At 70.5% G+C, this 23,544-nt stretch carries 22 protein-coding genes; 7 read left to right on the top strand and 15 right to left on the bottom strand.

What is annotated here, in order from left to right:
• The 3 genes from ACIOMQ_RS20965 to ACIOMQ_RS20955 form a co-directional block, all read right to left on the bottom strand.
• Positions 1-1,323 (bottom strand): ice-binding family protein (locus ACIOMQ_RS20965; RefSeq protein ID WP_402189767.1); only part of this gene is annotated, 1,323 nt, incomplete at its 3' end.
• Between the two features lie 434 nt (positions 1,324-1,757).
• Positions 1,758-2,135, bottom strand: a complete 378-nt coding sequence (locus ACIOMQ_RS20960) for a thiol-disulfide oxidoreductase DCC family protein (protein WP_401270954.1) — start codon at positions 2,133-2,135, stop codon at positions 1,758-1,760.
• A gap of 729 nt (positions 2,136-2,864) precedes the next feature.
• Positions 2,865-3,416 carry a carboxymuconolactone decarboxylase family protein gene (locus tag ACIOMQ_RS20955; RefSeq protein WP_401757922.1) on the bottom strand — a complete coding sequence of 184 codons (552 nt, stop codon included), beginning with the start codon at positions 3,414-3,416 and terminating at the stop codon, positions 2,865-2,867.
• Between the two features lie 82 nt (positions 3,417-3,498).
• Here ACIOMQ_RS20955 and ACIOMQ_RS20950 point away from each other — a divergent pair, with 82 nt between their 5' ends.
• A complete protein-coding gene (locus tag ACIOMQ_RS20950; RefSeq protein WP_402189765.1) occupies positions 3,499-4,014 on the top strand; it encodes a MarR family winged helix-turn-helix transcriptional regulator in 516 nt (171 codons plus the stop codon).
• Between the two features lie 166 nt (positions 4,015-4,180).
• Positions 4,181-5,845 carry an alpha-L-fucosidase gene (locus tag ACIOMQ_RS20945; protein ID WP_402189762.1) on the top strand — a complete coding sequence of 555 codons (1,665 nt, stop codon included), beginning with the start codon at positions 4,181-4,183 and terminating at the stop codon, positions 5,843-5,845.
• A 25-nt stretch (positions 5,846-5,870) separates the two neighbouring features.
• Here the strand turns inward: ACIOMQ_RS20945 and ACIOMQ_RS20940 are convergent, their stop codons facing one another.
• Positions 5,871-6,518 (bottom strand): response regulator transcription factor, encoded by a 648-nt coding sequence (locus tag ACIOMQ_RS20940; RefSeq protein WP_362204240.1) that lies wholly within the window; start codon positions 6,516-6,518, stop codon positions 5,871-5,873.
• Positions 6,503-7,771, bottom strand: a complete 1,269-nt coding sequence (locus tag ACIOMQ_RS20935; protein WP_362204243.1) for a sensor domain-containing protein — start codon at positions 7,769-7,771, stop codon at positions 6,503-6,505. The genes ACIOMQ_RS20940 and ACIOMQ_RS20935 overlap by 16 nt, the downstream gene beginning before the upstream one ends.
• A gap of 256 nt (positions 7,772-8,027) precedes the next feature.
• On the opposite strand from ACIOMQ_RS20935, the gene ACIOMQ_RS20930 reads away from it, so the two are divergent.
• Positions 8,028-10,163 carry an MMPL family transporter gene (locus ACIOMQ_RS20930; protein WP_402189759.1) on the top strand — a complete coding sequence of 712 codons (2,136 nt, stop codon included), beginning with the start codon at positions 8,028-8,030 and terminating at the stop codon, positions 10,161-10,163.
• 76 nt (positions 10,164-10,239) lie between these two features.
• Here ACIOMQ_RS20930 and ACIOMQ_RS20925 read toward each other — a convergent pair whose 3' ends face one another.
• The 4 genes from ACIOMQ_RS20925 to ACIOMQ_RS20910 form a co-directional block, all read right to left on the bottom strand.
• On the bottom strand, positions 10,240-10,848 hold the full coding sequence (locus tag ACIOMQ_RS20925) for a winged helix-turn-helix domain-containing protein (RefSeq protein ID WP_362204249.1): 609 nt from the start codon (positions 10,846-10,848) through the stop codon (positions 10,240-10,242).
• Between the two features lie 454 nt (positions 10,849-11,302).
• Entirely contained in the window at positions 11,303-12,346 is a 1,044-nt protein-coding gene (gene glnII / locus ACIOMQ_RS20920) for a glutamine synthetase (protein WP_362204252.1), read from the bottom strand.
• Between the two features lie 103 nt (positions 12,347-12,449).
• The gene (locus tag ACIOMQ_RS20915; protein ID WP_362204255.1) at positions 12,450-13,607 is read right to left on the bottom strand and encodes an ARPP-2 domain-containing protein; all 1,158 of its coding nucleotides are present in this window, start codon (positions 13,605-13,607) and stop codon (positions 12,450-12,452) included.
• Entirely contained in the window at positions 13,604-15,079 is a 1,476-nt protein-coding gene (locus ACIOMQ_RS20910) for a hypothetical protein (protein WP_402189757.1), read from the bottom strand. The genes ACIOMQ_RS20915 and ACIOMQ_RS20910 overlap by 4 nt, the downstream gene beginning before the upstream one ends.
• A gap of 214 nt (positions 15,080-15,293) precedes the next feature.
• On the opposite strand from ACIOMQ_RS20910, the gene ACIOMQ_RS20905 reads away from it, so the two are divergent.
• Positions 15,294-16,205 (top strand): Gfo/Idh/MocA family oxidoreductase, encoded by a 912-nt coding sequence (locus ACIOMQ_RS20905; RefSeq protein ID WP_362204261.1) that lies wholly within the window; start codon positions 15,294-15,296, stop codon positions 16,203-16,205.
• 149 nt (positions 16,206-16,354) lie between these two features.
• Here the strand turns inward: ACIOMQ_RS20905 and ACIOMQ_RS20900 are convergent, their stop codons facing one another.
• The gene (locus ACIOMQ_RS20900) at positions 16,355-16,669 is read right to left on the bottom strand and encodes a hypothetical protein (RefSeq protein ID WP_362204264.1); all 315 of its coding nucleotides are present in this window, start codon (positions 16,667-16,669) and stop codon (positions 16,355-16,357) included.
• A gap of 65 nt (positions 16,670-16,734) precedes the next feature.
• A complete protein-coding gene (locus tag ACIOMQ_RS20895) occupies positions 16,735-17,094 on the bottom strand; it encodes an arsenate reductase family protein (RefSeq protein WP_362204267.1) in 360 nt (119 codons plus the stop codon).
• A 120-nt stretch (positions 17,095-17,214) separates the two neighbouring features.
• Here ACIOMQ_RS20895 and ACIOMQ_RS20890 point away from each other — a divergent pair, with 120 nt between their 5' ends.
• On the top strand, positions 17,215-17,484 hold the full coding sequence (locus tag ACIOMQ_RS20890) for a hypothetical protein (RefSeq protein WP_362204270.1): 270 nt from the start codon (positions 17,215-17,217) through the stop codon (positions 17,482-17,484).
• Positions 17,485-17,837: 353 nt separating this feature from the next.
• Positions 17,838-18,323, top strand: a complete 486-nt coding sequence (locus ACIOMQ_RS20885) for a hypothetical protein (protein WP_362204273.1) — start codon at positions 17,838-17,840, stop codon at positions 18,321-18,323.
• Positions 18,324-18,438: 115 nt separating this feature from the next.
• Here the strand turns inward: ACIOMQ_RS20885 and ACIOMQ_RS20880 are convergent, their stop codons facing one another.
• From ACIOMQ_RS20880 to glnA, 3 genes are all read right to left on the bottom strand, one after another.
• Complete coding sequence (locus ACIOMQ_RS20880; protein ID WP_362204276.1) at positions 18,439-19,320, bottom strand: helix-turn-helix transcriptional regulator; 882 nt, start codon at positions 19,318-19,320, stop codon at positions 18,439-18,441.
• A 229-nt stretch (positions 19,321-19,549) separates the two neighbouring features.
• A complete protein-coding gene (locus tag ACIOMQ_RS20875; protein ID WP_402189755.1) occupies positions 19,550-20,311 on the bottom strand; it encodes a hypothetical protein in 762 nt (253 codons plus the stop codon).
• A 249-nt stretch (positions 20,312-20,560) separates the two neighbouring features.
• Positions 20,561-21,970, bottom strand: a complete 1,410-nt coding sequence (glnA, locus tag ACIOMQ_RS20870) for a type I glutamate--ammonia ligase (RefSeq protein ID WP_362204281.1) — start codon at positions 21,968-21,970, stop codon at positions 20,561-20,563.
• Between the two features lie 255 nt (positions 21,971-22,225).
• Here glnA and ACIOMQ_RS20865 point away from each other — a divergent pair, with 255 nt between their 5' ends.
• Complete coding sequence (locus ACIOMQ_RS20865) at positions 22,226-22,693, top strand: RDD family protein (RefSeq protein ID WP_362204284.1); 468 nt, start codon at positions 22,226-22,228, stop codon at positions 22,691-22,693.
• Positions 22,694-22,834: 141 nt separating this feature from the next.
• Here ACIOMQ_RS20865 and ACIOMQ_RS20860 read toward each other — a convergent pair whose 3' ends face one another.
• Entirely contained in the window at positions 22,835-23,542 is a 708-nt protein-coding gene (locus ACIOMQ_RS20860) for a DUF4191 domain-containing protein (protein ID WP_362204287.1), read from the bottom strand.
• Positions 23,543-23,544: the final 2 nt, after the last annotated feature.

Below are 23,544 nucleotides of genomic sequence, written 5' to 3'. Positions count from 1 at the left end.
CTTTCCGTGGTGCGGGGGCTTGGCCTCGTGCTCCGGCTTTCCGTGGTGCGGGGGCTTGGCCTCGTGCTCCGGCTTTCCGTGGTGCGGGGGCTTGGCCTCGTGCTCCGGCTTTCCGTGGTGCGGGGGCTTGGCCTCGTGCTCCGGCTTTCCGTGGTGCGGGGGCTTGGCCCCGTGCTCCGGCCTTCCGTGGTGCGGCGGCTTGCCCTGGCCGCCCCCGTTGTTGCCGCCGGTGTTCCCGGCCGTGTTGCCCGCTGTGTTGCCGCCCACGGTTCCGCCGACGGTGTTGCCGCCGCCGACGGTGTTTCCGCCACCGACCGTGTTTCCGCCACCGACGGTGTTGCCGCCGACGGTGTTGCCCGCGATGGAACTGCCGCCGATCAGGCCGCCGGTGGTGACACCGCCCAGCAGGCCACCCGTGGTGACACCGCCGAGGAGTCCGCCGGTGGTCGTGCCGGCGGTTGTCCCGGTCGTGGTGCTACCGGTGGTCGTGCCGGCGGTTGTCCCAGTGGTCGTGCCGGTGGTTGTCCCTGTGGTCGTGCCGGTGGTCGTCCCGGTCGTGGTGCTACCGGTGGTCGTGCCGCCGGTGGTGGTGGCGCACGAAGGCCTGGTGATGGAGTTCGTGTCCATCGTCACGGAGCCGTTGCGGGCCAGCGCGCGGCCGGTGATCGACGCGCCGGTGTTCAGGCCGGTCGAGGTGAGCGCCATGATCGTGCCGACGAACGTGGTGTCCGTGCCGAGCGTGGCCGAACTGCCGATCTGCCAGAACACGTTGCAGGGTGAGGCGCCGTTGACCAACAGAACCCGGCTGGCGGACGCGGTGGTCAGCGTCGAGCCGATCTGGAAGACCCACACCGCGTTGGGGTCACCGGCGGCGTCGAGGGTGAGCGTGCCGGTGAGCCCGATGGAGGACGACGCGTTGTAGACGCCGGGGGCCAGGGTCAGGCCGCCGAGGTCCGCGGAGATACTCGCGTCCGGCGCCTGCCCCGCGGCGTTGTTGTATGCGGTGGTCAGGTCGGTCTGGGCCTGGAGCGCGACCGCGTCGGCGGGGTGCGTCGCGCCGTTCACCAGTCCTGGTGGAAAGCCGCTGATCGCCGTACCCGGGCTGACGCCCAGGTCACCCGTGACCGTTGAGGCCCCGGTGTTGGTCACCGACTGGCCGGCAAGCACCGCGAAGCTGGTGGCCGTACCGAGGGGAACGGCCGTCGCGATCGCGACGGCAGGGGTCGGTGTGACCACCACCCCGGCAACGGCGACCAGTACCGCCGACGCGATCGATGTTGCCAGGGCACGCCGACCCGGCAAGCCCCGAGCACTGAATTTCATCGATGATTCCACTCTCTTCGTGAGGGGAGGCGAGAGTCCGTCGGACATCCCGCCCACGGGCAGCAATTCATCAATCCCCTCTCTCCAACGGCAGCCTGAAAATGGCCATTTGCCCGAGGGGCGAGAGCCCATGGAAAGAGATGCGCACAAGAGTAGGTACGAGGGGGAAAGGGGGTGATGCGCGAACGGGTGAAACACCCAGGAAGGCGTCGATCGACGGCCCCGTGATCGGCATATGCCCAGGTCGTAGTCATGGATCGGCAGGATCGAAGAATTCCCCCGCCACGCCCGGGTGCAACCCGGAAGGACCTAAAAGCAATTAATACACAGTGTGTTGAGGCGCCGGCACGGACGCCGTGGGCCACGCCTTTCGGCACGGCAGAACACAGGCCGATCAAAGGAACTCTGCAGGGTCGACGCGTGCGCGGGGATGGTCAGTGCGGGGAGTTGACCGCGCACGCCGGGGTGCCTCCCGGCATCCGTTCGCGGTTGTTCGCCACGAGGCGGTACGCCCAGTGGGCGACCCAGCGGAAGGGTGGCAGACGGAGCAGTCCGCCCAGGACGGCCCAGCTCCGGCCGGAGCCGAGCAGCAGCATCGCGACGGCCTGCGCACCGCCGTACACCGTCCCGGCGGGCGTGACCCACAGCAGTTCGTACTCGGCCCGCCGCTGATCGACGCCCAGCGACGGCAGATCCGCTCGCTGCCAGGGGACGATGTCGCATCCGGGCCGGAGTCGCCGCTCGGCGAACGTGACCGACGTGGTGCAGAAGGCGCAGTCCCCGTCGAAGACGAGTACGGGTCGGGTCGACATCCCGCCATCATCCGGCGCGGCGCCGAATTGCCGAGACCGACGCGCCCACCCTCCAGCGCGCCTTTCGAATTCGGAAGCCTTGTTCACAGTGATTGTCGAGCTTGGGCCTCGAACAGGGTTCTGGATCGGATGAGGGCGGAGTGGTCCATGCGGGAAGTGAGGGCCTCGTGGCGATTCGGAATGCGTCGAGTCTCACCGAGCGCCAGGAGTCCTGCTTGCCGCAGCGGTGAGCGGTCGAGGCCCTGGATCCCAACTCGGCGGTTCTGTCGTGTGATTGTCTCGCGCGCGTGCACGGCAACGCGGTGCACCGGCCGGACCGTGTACGGCGCTGTCCCTCGGACCTGACCGACACCGAGTGGGCACTGATCAGGCCGTCGCTGCCAGGGTTTTGCCGCGGAATTCCGCGACCGGCTGTGCGGCCGGGTCCACGAGAGTGAGGGCCGGTCTGCCGAGCAGACCGCCGGGACGGACATGATCCGCCGGTGGTCCGGCGCCGGGACCGTACCGGCCGGCCCTCCGGGCCGGTGTGGAACCGTCGATCGCGGCACCGCTCCGACCGCCGCCACCGGGGCCGGTCCCACCGCCCCCTCCACCGGGGCGACAGTGTGCGCGGCCGGTTCGGCCGGCACGTCCACCACCGCCCCACGGGCCATGACCAGCCGCTCAGGAGCCCGCTCGGCGTCTTCGGGCACGGCCGCGATCCGGCAACGACCACGATCGGTAGAACACTCAGGCGAAGGCGGCCATGTGGGGATCCAGGGGAGCCCCGGTCATCCGGTTTCCCAGGGTCGACATCGTGTACGCGCCGATGCCCAGGACCACCTCCAGCGCATTGCGGGGGGTGTATCCGTGCGCCAGGAACGCCTGGAGTGTCGCCTCGTCGACCGCTCCGGCCGTCGCGAGCACGGACAGGGTGAACTGCCGTACGGCTTCCTGCCGTTCATCCGGCAGGGTGCGCGCCTCCGGCTCGCGCAGGGCGGCGATCAGCTCGGGGTCCGCACCGAGGGCGGTGAGCTTGGCGGTGTGCATGGCCACGCAGACGTGGCAGTGGTTGCGGGTCGCCATCGTCATGATCAGGACCTCGCGGGAGAGCGGGTCCAGGGTGGACGACTCGAAGATCGCTCCGATCTTCAGGAAGCCGTCGAGGAGCTCCGGGGATGTGGCGAGCCGCGCGACGGCGGCGGGCAGATGGCCCTGCTTCTTCGTCACCGCCTCCATGGTGCGGCGGGCGGCGGCGGGGGCGGAGTCGAGGGTGTGGTCGGGAAACGCGGGCGTGGACATGGGTGGCCTCTCCTGGTGGGTGCTCACGCTAAAATCGACAACGTGATTGACGAAAAGGTAAACCAAGTTGTCGAGTCTTGCAATGGCTGAGCGAAGGGCTGAGCGAAGGGGCGAGCCGGGCGTGCGGTCGTCCGCGCCCGTCGAGGCGGGCTTCGAGCTGCCCCTGCTGCTGTTCGCCGGATTCCGTTCGATCGTCGACGAGTTGCACCGTGAGCTGGCCGGGCGCGGTCATCCCGACATCCGTCCCGCGTACGGCTTCGCCCTTCAGGCCGTCGGTCGCGACGGTGCGACGGCCAGCGAGATCGGCCGGCGGCTCGGGGTCTCCAAGCAGGCCGCCGGGAAGACCGTCGAGAAGCTGGAAGGGCTCGGATACGTGGAGCGCGTCGACGACCCGCAGGACGGTCGGCGCAAGCTGGTGCGGCTGACCGTGCGGGGGGTCGACGTGCTGGTCAAGTCGGCCGAGGGGTTCGATCGGGTGCGCGCCGAGTGGGCCCGGGCGCTCGGTGCGGACCGGGTGCGCGCGATGGAGGAGGACCTGCGCGCGATGGTGCCCGCGAGCGCGTTCCGGCTCGACGCGGCGGGGTGGTTCACCGGCTGAGGTGGCGTCGGGGTGGGCGCTCGGGCCCTGTGTGCATGGGGACTTTGCGGGCGAGAGATAGGACGTATGGTGGGCGCGCCCTTCCCGTGGGTTCAACTGTGCGGCAACATGCGCACGTCGACACCCAAGAGATCCGACCAATACTGGTCGGGAATGGGAGGGAACCATGGCACGACGTACCCGTGTGCTCAGTGCGCTCGCACTGGCGGCGGCCGCCGCGCTCGTCCCCGTGCAGGCCACCGCACAGCAGCCCGTGAACCAGCGGCCGGCGCCGCCGGGGGCCCCGTGCACCGCGCCCGTGAAGCCCGCCCCGCAGATGACCGTCGAGCCCTGCGACAGCCCCGGACGGATCATCGAGAAGGCCGCGAACATCGTTCCCACCCGGGGCCAACTCGCCTGGCAGCAGCGGGAGGTCACCGCCTTCACGCACTTCGGGATGAATACGTTCACCGGCCGCGAGTGGGGCTCCGGCACGGAGGACGAGAAGCTCTTCGCGCCCCGGGCCGTCGACGCCGATCAGTGGATGCGTGCCTACAAGGCGGCCGGTGCCGAGCAGGTCATGCTCACCGCCAAGCACCACGACGGCTTCGTCCTCTACCCGAGCCGCTACACCGGCCACTCGGTCGCGCTCAGCCCCGGCAGCCCCGACGTCGTGGCCGCCTATGTGAAGGCCGCCCGCAAGGCGGGGCTGAAGGTCGGGCTCTACCTCTCGCCCTCCGACGGCGCCGAACTCCCGCACGCCTGGCACGCGCAGTGGGTCGACACCATCCGAGAGAAGCAGGCCGAGGGCCGACCGCTCAGCCTGCCCGAACGCATGGCCCTTGAGGACGGCGACCGCGCCCCCGCCGGCGAGGGCCGCTTCGGCAACGGCAGCGCGGTCACCGAGCGCACCATCCCCACCCTCGTCCCCGGCGACGACCGCGCCGCCGCCGTCGCACGCGGCAAGCTGCCCGCCTTCACGGTGAGGGCCGACGACTACGACGCGTACTACCTCAACCAGCTGTACGAGATCTTCACCCAGTACGGGCCGATCGAGGAGCTCTGGCTGGACGGCGCCAACCCCTGGTCCGGCTCCGGCATCACTCAGAAATACGACGTCAAGCAGTGGTTCGACCTGGTCAAGGCGCTCTCGCCGAACACCGTCGTCTTCCAGGGCCCGCAAGGTGTGCGCTGGGTCGGCAACGAGAACGGCACCGCCCGCGAGACTGAGTGGAGCGTCACCCCGCACGCCACCGACCCGTGGACGGGACTCGGCAGCCTCCCCAACGACTCGACCGACCCCGACATCGGTTCCCGGGCCAGGATCCTCGACCCGGCCGTCAACTACCTCCAGTGGTATCCGGCCGAGGCGGACGTCTCGGTCAGGCCCGGCTGGTTCCACCATGCGGACGAAAAGCCCAAGACGCCCGCCCAGTTGATGAATCTGTACGAGAAGAGCGCCGGCCGCAACGCCTCCCTGCTGCTCAACGTCCCGCCGGACAAGGACGGCCGGATCGACGACGCCGACGTCGCGTCACTGACCGCCTTCGGTTCCGACGTGCGCCGGATCTACGGCACCGATGTACGCAAGGGGAACCCGGCCCCGTACACCTTCGACCGGGTCGCCGTCCGTGAGGACATCCGGCACGGGCAGCGGGTGGAGAGGTTCGCCGTCGAGGCCCGGATCGGCGGGACCTGGCAGCGGATCGCCGAGGGCACGGCGATCGGCCACCGCCGCATCCTGCCGCTGGCCGCGCCGGTCACGGCCACCTCGGTGCGGGTGAAGGTGCTGGAGTCGCGGGCCGCGCCCCACCTGGGGGCGACCACACTCCACCTGAGCACGGCTCCGTGACCCCGCGACCGCGCGCAGACCCTGCTCAGCCCCGGTCCAGATAGGCCAGGACCGCGAGAACGCGGCGATTGTCGTCGTCGGACGGCGGCAGACCGAGCTTCCCGAAGATGTTCGAGGTGTGCTTGGCCACCGCCCGCTCCGTGATCACCATCTGCGAGGCGATCGCCGCGTTCGAACGGCCCTGCGCCATCAGCTCCATGACCTCCCGCTCACGCGGGGTCAGCCCGCCCAACGGCTTGTCCTGCGAGCGCCGCGACAACAACTGCGAGATCACCTGCGGATCCATCGCCGTGCCGCCCGCGGCGACCCTGCGCACCGCGTCGACGAACTGCTCGGCGTCGAAGACCCGGTCCTTGAGCAGATAGCCGATGCCGCCGTTGCCGTCCGCCAGCAGCTCGCGCGCGTACAACTGCTCCACATGCTGCGAGAGAACCAGCACCGGAAGCCCCGGCCTGGCCCGCCGGGCCGCCAGCGCGCACTGCAGGCCCTCGTCCGTGTGGGACGGCGGAAGCCGGACGTCGACCACCGCGACGTCCGGCGCCGACTCGGCCAGCGCCCGGGTCAGTTCGGGGCCCGTCTCGACGGCCGCCGCGATCTCGAAGCCGTACGCCTCCAGCAGCCGGACCAGGCCGTCGCGCAGCAGGAAGAGGTCTTCGGCTAGGACAACTCGCAAGGGATCTCCATGGTCACCATGGTGGGACCGCCTGCGGGGCTGCTGACGGCCATGATGCCGTCGAATGTACCGAGTCGGCGTTCGATTCCGCTCAGTCCCGAGCCGGATCCGACCGACGCACCGCCCCGGCCGTTGTCCGTGACGGAGATCCGCAGCACGGCGTCGGCGTGGTGGATGTCCACCCAGACGCGGTCGGCCCCCGCATGCTTGGCGGTGTTGGTCAGCGTCTCGCTCACCGCGAAGTACGCGGCCGACTCGACGGCGGCGTCCGCCCGGCCGCCCAGCTCCACACTGACCTCCGACTCGATGGGCAGCCGCAGCGCCAACGCCCGGACCGCGTCCCCGAGTCCGCGTTCGGCGAGGACCGGCGGGTGGATGCCCCGCACCAGATCCCGCAGTTCCGTGAGGGCCTCGGCCGAGGACTCGCGGGCCATGGCGAGGAGCTTCTTCGCCTGCGCCGGGTCCTTCTCGATGAGCGCCTCCACGGTCCCCAGGTTCATGCCCATGGCCACCAGCCGGGCCTGCGCCCCGTCGTGCAGATCGCGCTCGATGCGCCGCAGTTCGGAGGCGGCGGTGTCCACGGCCTCGTGCCGGGTCTCGGTCAGCCGGTCGATGCGGCGGGCCAGCTCCTGCTGCTGGGTGGGGGCCAGCATCGCGCGGGTGATCACGAAATGCAGCCGCACCAGCCGGTGATTGACCAGGACACCGGTCGCCAGGAGCGCCAGGCCGAGCGCGGCGGCGGCAAGGCCCGACGCCTGGCTGTCGACCGGCACGAACCCGTACCAGTACCGGTCGTCGGTGAAGACCCGCCACAGGCCGGCCGCCAGGACGAAACCCTCCAGCGGGTACACCAGCAGGGCCGTCGTCAGGGTCGCCACGACATAGCCCGCGGTCATGTCGACCAGCAGCCACTGGAGGTCCCGCCAGGTCGCCGGGTCCTTCAGCAACAGCGTGGTCCGCTCCACCTGCCCCGTGAAGCCGGTGCGCAGGTCCTTCGGGAAGGGGCGGTAGGGGACCGGGATGCGGATGTCGCACCAGGTGACCGCGAGCAGCCGGCGCCGGTTGGCGTGCCTGCGGACCAGCTCCAGCAGATAGGGGGTGGTGAACACGCCGACCCCCAGCGGGATGAAGACGATGGAGAGCACCGTCCACACGAAGAGGGTGAGCGACCCGACCAGGCCGGCGAGCGACAGCAGGAACCCGTGCCGGGTGGCCACCAGCGCGCCCCGTATCCGTGTCCGTATCGCGTTCATCTCGGTCCCGTCCTCCCTACGCCGGGCCCCGTGGCGGACCCGTCCGGGACAGTCTCACCCACCGGGCGTCCCGGACGTCAGCCGTTTCGCCACCCGGGCGGGGTGTACCCAGCACCACCCCGCCGACCTCGCCCTACGGCTCCGCGAGTGGGGGCTCGGGCGGCTGGGGCGACCCGGTCCCCGTTCCTAGATTCATCGGCGACGTACTTCTTCCACCTCTTCCACTTCCGTCTGAATCTCTGGGGGCGAACACGCCATGAGGCGCAACCTCGCGGCACGCATCGGTGTGTGGAGCGCACACCACCGCAAGACCGCTGTTCTCGGCTGGCTGATCTTCGTCGTGCTCGCCACGGGCATCGGCGGCGCGTCCGGGCTGGTCGAGATGACCAACTCGGAGAACGCCGCGGGTGATTCGGCCCGCGCCGAGCGGATCCTCGACGACGCCGGACTCGGGCAGCCCGCCGGCGAGCTGGTCATGGTGTCCGCCGCGAAGGCGGGAGACTGGCGGGGCGCCGCCCGCGATGTGTCCGCGGCCATCGGGCGGACCGGAGAGGTGGCGAACCTCGCGGCCCCGGTGCCCTCGAAGGACGGCAAGGACGCGCTGATCACCTTCGACCTGAAGGGGGACGCGGCGACGGCGCCGGACCGGGTGCAGCCCGTCCTCGACGCGGTGGCCGCCGCCCGGACGGACCACCCCGACGTCACCATCCACCAGTTCGGCGAGGCCAGCGCCGGGAAGTGGCTCGCCGACCTGCTCTCCGAGGACTTCAAGAAGGCCGAGTTCACCGCCGTGCCCCTGGCGCTGGGCATTCTGCTGGTCGCCTTCGGGGCCGTCGTCGCGGCGCTGCTCCCGGTCGGTCTCGCGCTGACCGCGTGCATGGCCGCCTTCGGGCTGCTGTCGCTCGCCAGCCACCAACTGCACCTGTTCCAGACCACGTACTCCGTGATGTTCCTGATGGGCTTCGCCGTCGGCGTCGACTACTGCCTCTTCTACCTGCGGCGCGAACGCGACGAGCGGGCGGCGGGACGCGACGCCGAGACGGCGCTGCGGATCGCGGCGGCGACCAGCGGCCGGGCCGTGCTCGTCTCCGGGCTCACGGTGATGGTCGCGATGGCCGGCATGTTCCTGTCCGGACTGATGCTGTTCAAGGGCTTCGCCCTCGCCACGGTCATCGTGGTCTTCATCGCGATGCTGGGTTCGGTGACGGTGCTGCCCGCGCTGCTGTCCTGGCTGGGCGACCGGATCGACGCGGGACGCGTGCCCTTCCTCAACCGGCGAGGGGGCCGGCGCGCTCGTACCGCCGGCGGGACCGCCGGCACGGTGCTGAGGCCGGTCCTGTCGAGGCCGAAGATCTTCGCGGTCGCCTCGGTCGCCGTGCTGCTCGCCCTGGCCGCGCCCGCCCTCGGCATGAAGACCGAACAGCTGGGCCTGGAGAAGCAGTTCGGCTCCGACTCGGAACTCTCGGTCGCCTACCGGCAGATCGACGAGAGCTTCCCCGGCGGCCCCGCCCCGGCACGGGTGGTGGTCAAGGCCGACGACATCCAGGCGCCCGCCCTGCGCAAGGCGTTCGGCGGCTTCGACCGGGTGAGCGTCCACCGGGCGCAGAACGTCGCGGAGATCGAGGTGCCGCTCCCCGGCGGCAGGGCCGATCTCGCCGAACTGCGCGAGAAGAGGTTGCCCGCGGCGTTCGGGGGAACGGGGGCGCAGGTGTACGTGACCGGGGAGATCGCCGGGTCCGTCGACTTCAACGACCAGCTGAAGCGCGGCATCGTGCCCGTCTTCGCCTTCATCACGGCGGTGACGTTCCTGCTGATGCTGTTCTGCTTCCGTTCGTACGTCGTCGCCGTGACCTCGATCCTGCTCAACCTGCTCTCCGTGGCCGCCGCGTACGGGGTGATGGTCGCCGTCTTCCAGCACGGCTGGGGAGCCTCGCTGATCGGCTCGGAGGGGGTCGGCGCGATCGAGGCGTGGATCCCGCTGTTCGTCCTGGTCGTCCTGTTCGGGCTCTCCATGGACTACCACGTGTTCGTGGTCTCCCGGATCCGCGAGGCGCGCGACCGGGGCCTGTCCACCCGGGCCGCGATCGACGAGGGCATCCGGCGGACGGCGGGCGCGGTGACCGGTGCGGCCGCGATCATGGTCGCGGTGTTCGCGGTCTTCGGGACGCTGTCGATGCAGGACATGCAGCAGATGGGCGTCGGCCTGGCCGTCGCGGTGCTGCTGGACGCCACGATCGTACGGATGGTCCTGCTGCCCTCCGTGATGGCGCTGCTGGGGGAGCGGAACTGGCGGACCCCGCGCGGACTGGCCCGGCTGCCGGGCCTGGAACACGGTGAGCCGGGTACGGGCGCGGGGGCGGTCGAGCCGGTGAGGTCCGGGACGCGGGGCTGATCCACCCGGGCACGCGGAAGCGGCCCCGGTCCGGAGGTACCGGACCAGGGCCGCTCTCCCGTGTACGCCGCGGGCCTCAGGGGGCGTACTTGTAGCCGACGCGCCGTACCGTCTGGATCGACCGGCGGTGCTCGGCGCCCAGCTTGCGGCGCAGCCGGGCGATGTGGACGTCCACGGTGCGTCCGTCGCCCACGTGCCCGTAGCCCCAGACCGTGGTCACCAACTGGTCGCGGGTGTGCACCCGGTGCGGGTGCGCGACAAGGTGGGCGAGCAGCTCGAATTCCAGGAAGGTGAGGTCGAGCGTGTTCCCGTCCACCGCGGCGGTGCGCTGCACCGGGTCGATGCGCACCGGACCCGCGGGCGGGCCCTCCACCGATGTCGGCACCATGTACTGGGCGGCCGCGGTGGCGGCCGGCTGCTGATCGGCCGGTACGAGCACCAGGTAGCCGATCATCGGCGGCCGGCCCGGCAGCGCCGGAACGGAGTGCTGGGGTGCCGGCAGCCAGGTGGCGTCGGGCGTCAGGAACTCGGCCACATCGGCCAGCTGGACGACCTCGTCGGGGTCGACGGCGCGCAGCCGGTGGCGGTTGGAGGAGAGGGAGCGGGCGGGGGTGGTGGCCGCAGCGGTCGCCGAAGACGCCGCGGTGGCAGCGGTTGCGGCGGAGAAGGTACGAGTGTTCGCCATGAGGGTCAGCTCTTTCGCGCGAAGGAGTCGTCGAGGGACGGACTTGCTTGCGTGCGCGCGGACCGAAGACCGGGGTGAGCGGCTTTAGAGGGCCTGCGCGTTCAACGCGCGGCAACACACCCGGTCGAAGTCGTGGTGCTGACGGGAAGGCCAGAACGGTTCGAGGTCGCTGCGACCTGTCGAGGTGTACTGGATGCTGGCCATGCCCCCATTGAACCAGAGAACGTGACGGCGCAGCAGACCTCTCCCACCCGTCGATACGGACCCTTTGCGTTACCTTCCTCACCCTGTACTTCCGAAACCGGCGGACCGCCACGGCCTCCCCGACGGGCGGGCCGGGCGGACCGGCGGCGTCCGGGCCCGGCCCGTCCCGCCCGGCACGCGTGTGACACCACGACGAGGGGCGCCCCACCCGGACGGGTGGGACGCCCCTCGGACCGGCGGCGGCCGGGGATCAGACCTGGTCGGCCTTCTCCAGCGCGGTGCAGCAGGTGTCGACGATCAGCCGCGTGACGACGTACGGGTCGACGTTGGCGTTCGGGCGGCGGTCCTCGATGTAGCCCTTCCGGTCCTGCTCGACCTGCCACGGGATACGGACCGAGGCACCGCGGTTGGAGACGCCGTAGCTGTACTCGTTCCACGGGGCGGTCTCGTGCAGGCCGGTCAGACGGTCGTCGATGCCCGCACCGTAGTTCTTGACGTGGTCCATCGGCTTCGAGCCCTCGCCGAGCGACTCGCACGCGGTGATGATCGCGGCATAGCCCTCAGGCCCTTCGCGCATCGCCTTGGTGGAGAAGTTGGTGTGCGCGCCCGCGCCGTTCCAGTCGCCCTTGACCGGCTTCGGGTCGAGGGTCGCGGAGACGTTGAAGTCCTCGGCGGTGCGGTACAGCAGCCAGCGGGCGATCCACAGCTGGTCGGAGACCTCCAGCGGGGACAGCGGGCCGACCTGGAACTCCCACTGGCCGGGCATGACCTCGGCGTTGATGCCGGAGATGCCGAGACCCGCCGCCAGGCAGTTGTCGAGGTGCTTCTCGACGATGTCGCGACCGAAGATCTCGTCGGCGCCGACACCGCAGTAGTAGCCGCCCTGCGCGGCCGGGAAGCCGCCCTCGGGGAAGCCGAGCGGGCGGTGGCCGTCGAAGAAGGTGTACTCCTGCTCGATGCCGAAGACCGGCTCCTGGCCGGCGAACCGCTCGGCCACCGGACGCAGCACGGCACGGGTGTTGGACGCGTGCGGCGTCATGTCGATGCCGAAGACCTCGCACAGGACGAGGATGTCGTCGCCGCCGCGGATCGGGTCCGGGCACGTGAAGACCGGCTTCAGCACCCGGTCGGAGGCGTGGCCCTCGGCCTGGTTGGTGCTCGAACCGTCGAAGCCCCAGATCGGCAGTTCCGCCGCTTCCCGCGACGGGCTCCCGGCCATGATCTTCGTCTTCGAACGGAGCTTGGCGGTCGGCTCGGTGCCGTCGATCCAGATGTACTCAGCCTTGAACGTCACGGAAGCCATCCTCTGCGGGTGCTGCGGGTGCTGCGGTCCGGTCTACGCAGCGCAGCCTCGCAAGACGCGATTTCCCGTTCGTTGCCCAGGTGTGAACCCCGTGTTACCGAGGATTTCCACGGTGCGCGCGGTCCTTGAGCAGGGTCTCGAAACCGGCGGCGCGGATCCGGCGCACCAGTTCCTCCTCACTGGTGCCCAGCGACTCGGCCGCCCGCGCGAGCCGCCAGTCCGCGGCGGAGAGCCGGTGCAGCAGATGGCCGCGCCTGATCTGGGCCTCGGACAGCCGGAACGTCTTCAGATACGCGACCTGCCCCTTGTGGTCGGTGATCGTCTCCCCGATGTGCTGGCCCTCCCCGTTGCGGAGGAACGGCGGCAGGAACCGCCACAGCGTGTACGAACCCATCCGGTACACCCGGTCGAAGGCGTACGAGGTGTCCAGCAGCTCCCGCGCGAACAGGGTGTCGTGCGCCTCGGCCCACTCCCGCTCCTGCGCCCGCGCCGCCGCGCGCAGACCGGCGAGCGTCCGCAGCTGCGGACCGTCCGGGATCCGCGCCGCGAACTCCGGCACCGGCGCACCGTACAGCGCGTACTGGTGGACCAGCTCCCCGTACAGATCCTGGACCAGCGAAGGGTGCAGCAGGCGGTAGTCGTCCGGGTGCGGCGTCACGAACGCGGCGGCGAGCGCGTCGGCCGCGTACACCATCACCCCGCACTGGCCGGGATGGATCTCGAAGGCCCGCAGCGCGTCCCCGAGCCCGCGCACCGACCACCCCATGTACGCGTCCTCGGCACGCGGCGAGAGCCCGTCGCGCAGCGCCTGCCGGGACCACTCCTCCCAGGCGACGGAGGGGCCGCCGAAGTGCAGGGCGAGATAGCCCTCCAGCGCGAGGTGCAGCGGCAGGAAGCGCAGCCGGTGGCCCGGCTGCCGCTTGGCCATCCGGTGGTGGCGGTTGCGCTGGAGCCGGGCGGTCCGGGGCGGCGGGTCACCGGACGGGGCACCCGGTCCGGCGCCGAGCTGCGTACCGTACGCGGCGGACTGCTTGCCTTCGCCGGACCAGTCGGCGACGAAGCCGTGCGGGATGTACGAGGTGTAGTGCGTGCGCGGACCGGCGTCCACGACGCCGTACCCGTACCCCGTGTAGAGCTCCCGGTGCAGCCGGAGCCCCTCGACCGGCTGCTCGCGCACCAGCGGCACCAGCCGGATGCCGCCCCACACCTGGGCGGGGAGCGTGGCGAGCCCGGAGAGTTCGAGCCTGTTCACGATGTGGCCCCCGGCCTCTGCTCACTGACGAAACGTGCGACCCGGCGGTCCAGATAGGCGTACAGGGCCGCCGTTCCCGTACGCCCCTCGGCGAACTGGGCGACCTCCACCAGCGAGGGCAGATCCTCCGCGTCCCGGATACCGGCCGTGGGCACGCCCGGCGCCAGGCGCCGCACATCGAAACCGTCCGCGTCGTATACGGGGTTCACATGCACCACCGCCGTGCGCCGGTCCGGATCGAGCCGCGTCCGCCACACCCGCAGCACCTCGCCCGCGAGTCCGGGCGGCGCGTTGTCCCAGCCGTCCGAGACGATGACCAGCCGGTCCGGGCCGTGCTCCAGGGCGTCCAGCACACGGGTGCCGAGCGGGGTCGGGCCCCAGGGCCTGGCCAGCAGCGGGTCGGTGCCGCCCGAGGTCCACAGCGCGGTGTACGCGCCGGGCGCGGCCAGCGCCTCCAGAAGGAAGTGGCAGGCCAGCGCCACGGCGAGCGGACGGCGCCGCTTCTCACCCGACCCGGACGACGAGTAGCTGTCGTCCAGCACGGCGGCGACCCGGCCCCAGCCCCCGGCGTGCGGACCCGCCGCACGGTGGGCGGCGGTCCGCAGCGCGCGCGTCAGCTCCGCGCGGTGGAGCCGCCGCACCCCGGGGCCGAGCGAAAGGACGTACAGGGCGAGCCGGGTCAGCGGCATCACGGTCAGATCGACGTCCGCGGGCAGCGGCGCCTCGTCCCCGGCGCCGCGCCGCCCCTGGGTCCGCAGCCGTTCCAGCCGGGTCATCCTCGGCACCATCCGCTCCAGGAACACCTCGCGCTTCATCCCGTGCCGGGCGGCGAAGCCCTCCGCGACGGTGAACGGCAGCTCGTCGACGGCGCCCTGCTCGTAGTGGGCGCGCCGCCACGCGTCGAGCAGCTGGTGCCGGTAGCGCGGCCGCCGCCCGGGCCGGAACAGGAAGTCCCCCGTCTCGTCCGGCTCACCCGGACCGCCGAACCGGAAGTGGACATGGCGGGCGGCGGTCTTGAGACCGGAGCGGTACTTCACCGCGTCGTGCGCCGGATCCGGCCGGGCGGCCAGCCAGTCGCGCATGATCGCGCGGGTGCGCCGGTTGTTCACCTTGGCCCCGCGCAGCGACCGGAACAGCCGGTACACGCGCTGCGGCGGCAGCTTCGCCAGCCGGGCGGCGATCAGCCGGCCCTCGGTGCGCTTCTCCTCGGCGGTCGCGTCGGCGGCGGTCTCCAGCAGCCCCTGGACGATGCGCGCGGCGTTGTGGTCGTTGATGTCGAGCGCGAGCGCGGCGGCGTACACGCGACGGTAGTTGACCCGTACGTACTCGTGGAGGAAGTCCAGCGAGAGCTGCTGCTGATGCGCGGTCGTGCGGAATTCGCGCTGTCCGGTCGCGGTGATCGCCGCGTTGACGAAGAGGAGCACGTCCTCGGCCGCCACGAGGCCGGTGCCGCTGCCGGTGCTGGTCGTCATGGTTTCCCCCGTGGTGTCACGCGCCGCCGTACGCAGGGGCGGGGCGGGGCGCCGGCCGGGGAATGGGGGCGCGAACAGCGAAATCACTGCTTCAGAGGCAAGTCCCGGAAGTCGCGGCCGGAGTCCCGCGGCCGGCACCGCAAACGTAGCCATGAAGTTCACGCTGTGCCAACTCAATACGGGATCGGCCCGGTGAACCCGGCAGACTTGGGCCATGACGACACTTCCCCCGACCCCTTTGCGTATCGGCCTCGTCGGTGCGGGCCCCTGGGCCCGGAACACCCAGGCCCCCGCTCTCGCCGCGCACCCGGGCGCCGTACTGAGCGGCGTGTGGGGCCGCCGCCCCGAGGCCGCGAACGCGCTGGCCGCCGCCCACGGCACCACGGCGTACACCGGCGAGACGGGCATCGACGAGCTCTTCGCGGCCAGCGACGCCATCGCGTTCGCCGTGCCGCCGGACGTCCAGGCCCCGCTCGCCGCCCGCGCCGCCGCCACCGGCCGCCATCTGCTGCTGGACAAGCCGGTCGCGACCACGACGGCGGCGGCCCGTGAGGTCGTGCGCGCCGCCGAGCAGACCGGGGTCGCGTCCGTCGTCTTCTGCACCCTGCGCTTCGCGGCCGAGACATCCGCCTGGATCATCGAGCAGGCCGCCCTGGACGGCTGGTTCACCGCCCGCGCCGAGTGGCTCGGGGCGCTGTTCGCCCCCGGCACGACCAGCGAGTACGCGGCCTCGCCCTGGCGCCGGGAGAAGGGCGGCCTGTGGGACGTCGGCCCGCACGTCCTGTCGGTCCTGATCCCGGTCCTGGGCGACGTCACACGACTGACCGCGGCCCGCGGCCCGTCCGACACCACCCACCTGATCCTCCGCCACACCTCCGGCGCGTCCAGCACCGTGACGCTCGCCCTGGGTGCCCCGGTGGGCGCGGCCGGCACGGAGATCGAGCTCAGGGGCGAGCAGGGAACGGCGGCGCTGCCGCGGTGGAGCGATCCGGTCGGTTCCTTCCGGGCGGCGGTGGACGCACTGGTCGAATCGGTACGCACGGGGGTGCCGCACCCCTGCGACGTCCGGTTCGGACTGCGCCTGACGGAACTGCTGGCCGAGGCGGAGAAGCAGGCGGGGGAGTAGGGGGAGCAAGCGGGAGCGAGGGGACGGGGAGCGCGAAGGAACGGGCGGTGCGGGGCCGTGTGCGGGTGTCCCTGTGCACGGGGGACGCAACCGTTCGTCCCGGCCGCCCCGCCCGTGCCCCGTGCGGGCGGGGCACGGGCGGGGCGGCGTCACCCTGCCCGCGGAGCCGCATCCGTGCCGGGCGCGGGTGGGGGAGGCGCCGTGACGGCCCGGTGAGCGGTGTCCAGGAAGCGCCGGACCGCGGCCGTCTCGCTCTCGTCGAAGTCGCGCAGCACGGCGACCGTGTTCTCGATCAGGGGCCGGAAGAAGAACTGGCCCAGCTCCACCGCGCGTGGCGTGACGCTCAGCAGCACCCGCCGCCGGTCACGCGCGTCACGCGTGCGGTCGAGGTGGCCCAGGCGCTCCAGACGGTCGGTCCCCGGCGCGACGCACCACACCCTGCCGCTGCACGAGCCGGCGGCCACCGAACTGAACCGCAGGATCGAGGACTTCCTGACGGACGCCCGACAGCACCCGCCGCGCGGGACGCTCAGCGCCCCATGGCGTCCCGCACCGCCTCGTCCGTACGCGCCACGACGGCGGTCCCGTCGTCCGCCGTGATGATCGGCCGCTGGATCAGCTTCGGATGCCCGGCGAGCGCCGAGATCCACCGCTCCCGCGACCCGGCCTCGCGCGGCCAGTCCTTGAGCCCGAGCTCCTTCGCGTCCGCTTCCTGCGTCCGTGCGATGTCCCACGGCTCCAGCCCGAGACGGTCGAGCACGGCCCGGATCTCGTCCGGTGACGGCACATCCTCCAGATAGCGGCGGACGGTGTACTCGGCACCCTCCGCATCGAGCAGCGTCAGCGCGCTGCGGCACTTGGAACAGGCGGGATTGATCCAGATCTCCATGGGGTCGACGGTACGGGAGGGACGCCGCGAAAACCCGTCTGGCCAGCGACGATTGTCAGTGGTGGGCCGTAAAATAGAGGGAGTTGGTGAGGGTTCCACGACCGTGCCAGGAGGTTGCCCATGGCCGTTGCCGCAGTCACGACCAAGCCGCTCCACAAGCCCCTGCAGAAGAAGCCGCTCCCCGCGGGCCGTCCCCGCGAGTGGTACGTCTCCCACAACCGCCGCCTGAAGGCCATGCGCCTGGCGATCGCCCTGCTCGACACGGGCGTCTACTACCCGTCGACCGCTACCGACGGCAGGATACGTGCGACTGCCGAGCGCATCGGCATCCACCCGCCGTCCGACACGACCTGCCGCATGGTCCGCACCCTGATCCGCTACGGCCGCTGACGGCTGACGGCCGACCGGCCCGTGGTCCGTGCCCTGCCGGGGCGCGGGCCACGGGCCACGGGCGCGCAAGGCTGCTCCCGGCCACGCCCGGCTTCAGTACCCACCGCAGGCGGCCGTGGCGAAGGCGCCGGACACCGAGGCCGTTCGCACCGTCCAGCCGTCCAGCCGTCCAGCCGTCCAGCGTCACGCCGCGACTCCGCGGGGCGGCCGCTCCCGGCCGTCCGGTCCTTCCGTACGGCCGGAACGCTCACCCGTCCGGAACGCTCACCCGTCCGGCGTACACGGCATGCGGCCGCACCCGCCGCCGTCTTGACTGGGGCGAGGGACGATGGCCGAGTGCTGGGAGGCACGCGATGACGACGAAAGCCGCGCGCGGCCTGTGGGCCGTGCTCCTGACGACGGCCGTGGCGGCGACGGCCGTCGGCTGCTCCGACGACGGCGGCAGCGCCTCCACCGCGGCGTCCAAGGCCGCGTCCGCCGCGGCGTCGGCTGCCTCCAGGGGCTCGGACGTGGTGGCCTCGGCGACAGCGGCCGCGGGCGAGAAGCTGAAGGGCTTCAAGAACGGCGTGAACGCCAAGGGTGATGTCAAGGTGGGCACACCGGGTACCGGCCCCGACGGCCATGCCGACGCGAAGGTCACCGTGACCAACGGTGCGGACTCGGCGAAGTCCTACGCCGTGCAGATCAACTTCCGCGACCCGAAGGGCAATCTGCTCGACGCGGTGGTGGTAACGGTCGACGACGTCGGCCCGAAGGCGTCCAAGGAGGCCACGGCCCGCAGTAACCGCAAGCTGTCGGGCGATGTCGAGGCCGAGGTGGGAAGGGCGCTGCGGCACTGATCACGCCGCAACGTCCGTAGTTGCAAAGGTGGTTGCCCGTGGTTGCCTGCGGTCTTCGGAGCGATGGATCACTGCCCCGAAGACCGCAGGCGCCGGGGCCGGCGCCGGGGCGCCGTCAGAAGGTGTTGTTCCGCTGCTCCCGCGCGGTCGGCCTGCGAAGCACGTGCCACGGCGGAGCCTGCACCCGGCGAGGCCGGCAGGAAAGCGCCGTCAGCTTGTTCTCGGTGCCGGTGCCGGGTTGCGGTATCTCAAGGATGATCCGCTGGTCCGAGCAGTCGTCGACCACGAGCGCGATCTCCTCCAGCACCATGCGGCCGACCGAGGGATGCTCCACTTCCCGAGCGGTGACGTGACGCCTTTCGACCTCGTGCTGCTGCCACCACGTGCGGAATTCCGGGCTGCTTCTGCCCAGTTCGCGAACCAATGCGGTGAACCACGGTTCGTGGACGTACAGACCGGTGGCCGCGCGGAATCCGGCCAGTGCTGATCGCGCGCTCGGCTCCCAGTTCTGAACCAATTCACGAAGATATCCGCCGAAGAACAGCCACAAAATGTGACGGTGCTCAGGGGGAATGTCGGTGAGGTCGCCGTAGACGTCGGTTCTGGCCTGGTTCCAGGCGAGAATATTGAAACGGGGACCGAGAGCGAATGCCGGATGGGGGTGCTGGCTGTCCAGGATGCGCTGGAGGGCCGGGGACACGCCGTCGTCGGCAACGCTCGCGCTGGAACGGGCGTCCTGGTTCGCCAGGGCCAGGAGGTAACCGCGCTCTTCGGCGTTGAGGCGCAGGGCTTCGGCCAGCGAATTGAGGACCTGGTCGGAGACTCGGATGTTCCGGGCCTGTTCGAGGCGGGAATACCAGCAGGCGCTGATCCCTGCCAGGTCGGCGACGTCCTCCCGTCGCAGACCAGGGGTCCGCCGCGATGCTCGCGAGGGAAGACCGACCTCTTCCGGTTGAAGGGCCAGTCGTCGTGTTCTGAGGAAGTTCGCGAGCTCCACTCGCCGTTGGTCGCAATTCATCCGTTGTCCCCTCTGCTGGGCGGACTGCTGCGGATGGCATTACCTGGTACCTCTGCTCTCAGGATAGTCGGTTTCCGGAATCGCGCTCTGCCGCGTGCGAGGGCGCGGCCGGAAGCCTTCAGAGGCGTACCGCCGCTGTGCGCCCGTCGGTGACCGCACCGCAAAGGGCCCGGCAGCGAGCTGCCGGGCCCTTCGTGTGAGGTTGAGGTCAGCGGTTTCCCCGCCCGCCTACACGCTCACCCTGGTTCTGGTTCTGGTTCTGGTTCTGGTCGCGGTTCCGGTTCTGGTGCCGGTTCTGGTTTTCGTTTTGATTCTGGTTCTGCTTCTGGTTCTGCTCAACCGGGACCCCCGACCTCAGCTGCGCCAGCATTGCGGAGCAACCGCCGATGGATGCCACCTTGTTGTTGAAGCCGAGAGTGTAATCCGCCACGAAACTCTGGCTCTTTCCGGTGTTCTCGTTGAACAGGTCGGACTTCTGCCTGCACGACGCGGCGCCGTCGTTCGCCCCGGCGGTGAGCGCCTGTTCCCTCTCGTCGGCGGTGCCGGGGACCGTTGTGCCGGGAACCTGTGTCTGCGCTGTCGCACTCGGCTTGACAAGGTTCAGGCACCCTTGCTGGTTCGCTCCCTCTTGGGCTGTGACGGCGTCGTCGGCCTTGACCACCGCCACCGCGTTGACCACTCCACCGCCGTCAGCCGTTGCGGTGGTGATCATGCGCTTCCCACTGATGAAGGAGACCAATTGCCCAGGAGTGAAACCGGCACCCGTTATTTTCGCGCTCTCATTCGGGTCTTCGACTCCGGAAATCGAGCAGGAGGCTGCCGGAATGGCCGACGGCTGTGAAGCGGCCCCCGATGCCGCGCTCTTGCCAGGAGTTGCGGCGTGCGCTGTGGCGGAGATTCCGGGTGCCAGCGCCAGCGACGCACCCAGCGGGACGCCGAGCAGGGCGAGAATTCGCTTCTTTCCGTGCATGAGATTCCCCTTTGTCGTGGGTCCGTGCAAGGAAAAGCGTTGCATGGGGTCCGAGGGGCAACAAGAGACCATTCATCCTAGGAGTGGCAGTGTCAGGTTTAATTCCGTGCGGTTGCGAAATCGGGGGATACGCATGCGCGATTCGGCGTCAGGTACACAGAGGGAGGGCCGCCACTTCCGGGAGGAAGGGGCGGCCCTCGCTGTCATGCCTGACGGTCGATCAAGTCCCGGTGGGACCGATCCCGCGTTTTAGAGGTCGAAGTACAGCTCGAACTCGTGCGGGTGCGGGCGCAGCTGGATCGGGGCGATCTCGTTGGTCCGCTTGTAGTCGATCCACGTCTCGATCAGGTCGGACGTGAAGACGCCGCCGGCCTGCAGATACTCGTTGTCCGCCTCCAGGGCCTCCAGGACGGCCGGGAGGGAGGTCGGGACCTGCTGGACGGTCGCGTGCTCCTCGGGAGCCAGCTCGTACAGGTCCTTGTCGATCGGCTCGGCAGGCTCGATCTTGTTCTTGATGCCGTCGAGGCCCGCCATCAGCAGGGCGGAGAAGGCGAGGTACGGGTTGGACGACGGGTCCGGGGCACGGAACTCGACGCGCTTGGCCTTCGGGTTGGAGCCCGTGATCGGGATACGCATCGCGGCGGAGCGGTTGCGCTGCGAGTACACCATGTTGACCGGGGCCTCGAAGCCGGGAACCAGGCGGTGGTACGAATTCACCGTCGGGTTGGTGAAGGCCAGCAGCGACGGGGCGTGCTTGAGGATGCCGCCGATGTAGTAGCGGGCCACGTCCGAGAGGCCCGCGTAGCCCTGCTCGTCGTAGAACAGCGGGTCGCCGCCGGCCCACAGGGACTGGTGGACGTGCATGCCCGAGCCGTTGTCGCCGAAGATCGGCTTCGGCATGAACGTCGCGGTCTTGCCGTTGCGCCAGGCGACGTTCTTCACGATGTACTTGAAGAGCATCAGGTCGTCGGCCGCGGCGAGCAGCGTGTTGAACTTGTAGTTGATCTCGGCCTGGCCGGCGGTGCCGACCTCGTGGTGCTGGCGCTCGATCTGGAGACCGCTCTTCTCCAGCTCCAGGGACATCTCGGCGCGCAGGTCGGCGAAGTGGTCGACCGGCGGTACCGGGAAGTAGCCGCCCTTGTAGCGGACCTTGTAACCGCGGTTGTCCTCGACCGCACCGGTGTTCCAGGCGCCTGCCTCGGAGTCGATGTGGTAGAAGCTCTCGTTCGCCGACGTCTGGAAGCGGACGCTGTCGAAGACGTAGAACTCGGCCTCGGGACCGAAGTACGCGGTATCGGCGATGCCGGTGGAGGCGAGGTAGGCCTCGGCCTTCTTGGCCACGTTCCGCGGGTCGCGGCTGTACTGCTCGCCGGTGATCGGGTCGTGGATGAAGAAGTTGATGTTGACGGTCTTGTCGCGGCGGAACGGGTCGACACGCGCGGTCGACAGGTCGGCGCGCAGCGCCATGTCGGACTCGTGGATGGCCTGGAAACCGCGGATCGACGAACCGTCGAAGGCAAGCTCCTCGGTCGGGTCGAAGGTCGCCGCCGGTACGGTGACGTGCTGCATCACACCGGGCAGGTCGCAGAACCGGACATCGATGAACTTGACGTCTTCGTCGGCGATGAACTTCTTCGCGTCGTCGGCGTTCTGGAACATCCAACTCCTCCTACTCCCGGCCCGGGAGGGACGGGGTTGCAGCTCGTGGTGCGGCCGGTGCGGTGGCACACGCTGGACCCGACCTTAGGCAGACCGGATTTCTCAAGCATGACCCATTTGTTTCGCAGAAGTTAACCGAGCCGAGCGCGAGCGGCACCTTGAGGCCGGTAACGGACCCTTGTCCGGCCCGCCAGGGAGCCCGCGGCGGTCACCCCGCCCGGCGGGGAGCGAAACAGGGCGCAGTACCGTGTTCGGGTGGACACTAGGCAAGCAATCGGATCGTGGCTCTCCGGGCCGCGCGCGACCGCCGAGGAGATGGGGGCCGACTTCGGCCACCGGGGCAAGCGGCTCGGTCTGCCCGAGCACGGGCCGGGGTCCGTGGCGCCGTTCGGCCGGCGTCTCGGTGCGCTCTTCATCGACTGGGCCCTGTGCATGCTGATCGCATACGGGCTGTTCGCTCGCGGTGACCAGCAGGCGGCGGGAAACTGGGCGCTCGGCGTCTTCCTCGTACTGAGCGTGCTCACGGTCGGAACCATCGGCTGCACGCCCGGCAAGCGCGTCGCGGGCATCAGGGTCGTCGCCGAGAACGGCGGCCGGCTCACGTTCGGGCGGGCGGTCGTCCGGAGCGTGCTGCTGTGCCTGGCGATCCCGGCCCTGGTCTGGGACCGCGACGGCCGCGGTCTGCACGACCGGCTGGCCCGCGCGGTTCAGGTCCGTATCTGAGCGGGGCCGTATCCGGGCGAGGGCCCGCGGCCGGGCGAGGCCGAAAAGATGAGAGAGGGCGGGTTGCGAACCGGTTCGGTTCGCAACCCGCCCTCTCTCGTACGTGGTACGGATGGCCGGCTGCCGCGTACGGCGGAGGCGTCAGCGCATCTTTCCGCCGCGCGGCATCCGCATGCCCTTGGGCATCGGGCCCTTCGGCAGCGGCATGTTGCTCATCAGGTCGCCCATCGCGCGCAGCCGGTCGTTGGCGGCCGTCACCTGCGGGCCGGTCAGGACGCGCGGCAGCTTCAGCATCTTGGTGCGCACCTTCTTGAGCGGCACCTGGCCCTCGTCGTTGCCGACGATGATGTCGTGCACCGGTACGTCGACCAGGATGCGCGCCATCTTCTTCTTCTCGGCCGCGAGCAGCAGCTTCACCCGGTTCGGATTGCCCTCGCCGACCAGCACGATGCCCGCCTTGCCCACGGCGCGGTGGACGACGTCCTGGCTGCGGTTCATCGCGACCGCGGGTGTCGTGGTCCAGCCGCGGCCCACCCGGTCCAGCACCGCCGCCGCGGCGCCGGGCTGCCCCTCCATCTGCCCGAAGGCCGCGCGCTCGGCACGCCGTCCGAAGACGATCGCCATCGCGAGGAGGGCCAGCACGAAGCCCAGGATGCCCAGATAGATCGGGTGGTCGATCAGAAAACCGACCGCGAGGAGGACACCGAAGGTGACGATTCCCACACCCGCGACGACAAGACCGATCTTGGGGTCGGTCCGCCTGGTCATCTTGTAGGTCAGGGCGATCTGCTTGAGCCGCCCCGCGTTCTCGGCGCTGTCCGCGCCTTCAGTGTTTGCCTTCCTCGCCATGC

The organism is Streptomyces sp. NPDC087845 (assembly GCF_044742755.1).
Classification (GTDB): domain Bacteria; phylum Actinomycetota; class Actinomycetes; order Streptomycetales; family Streptomycetaceae; genus Streptomyces.
Note: the sequence above shows the minus strand (reverse complement) of the source record. Positions and strands in the feature narration are given on the sequence as shown.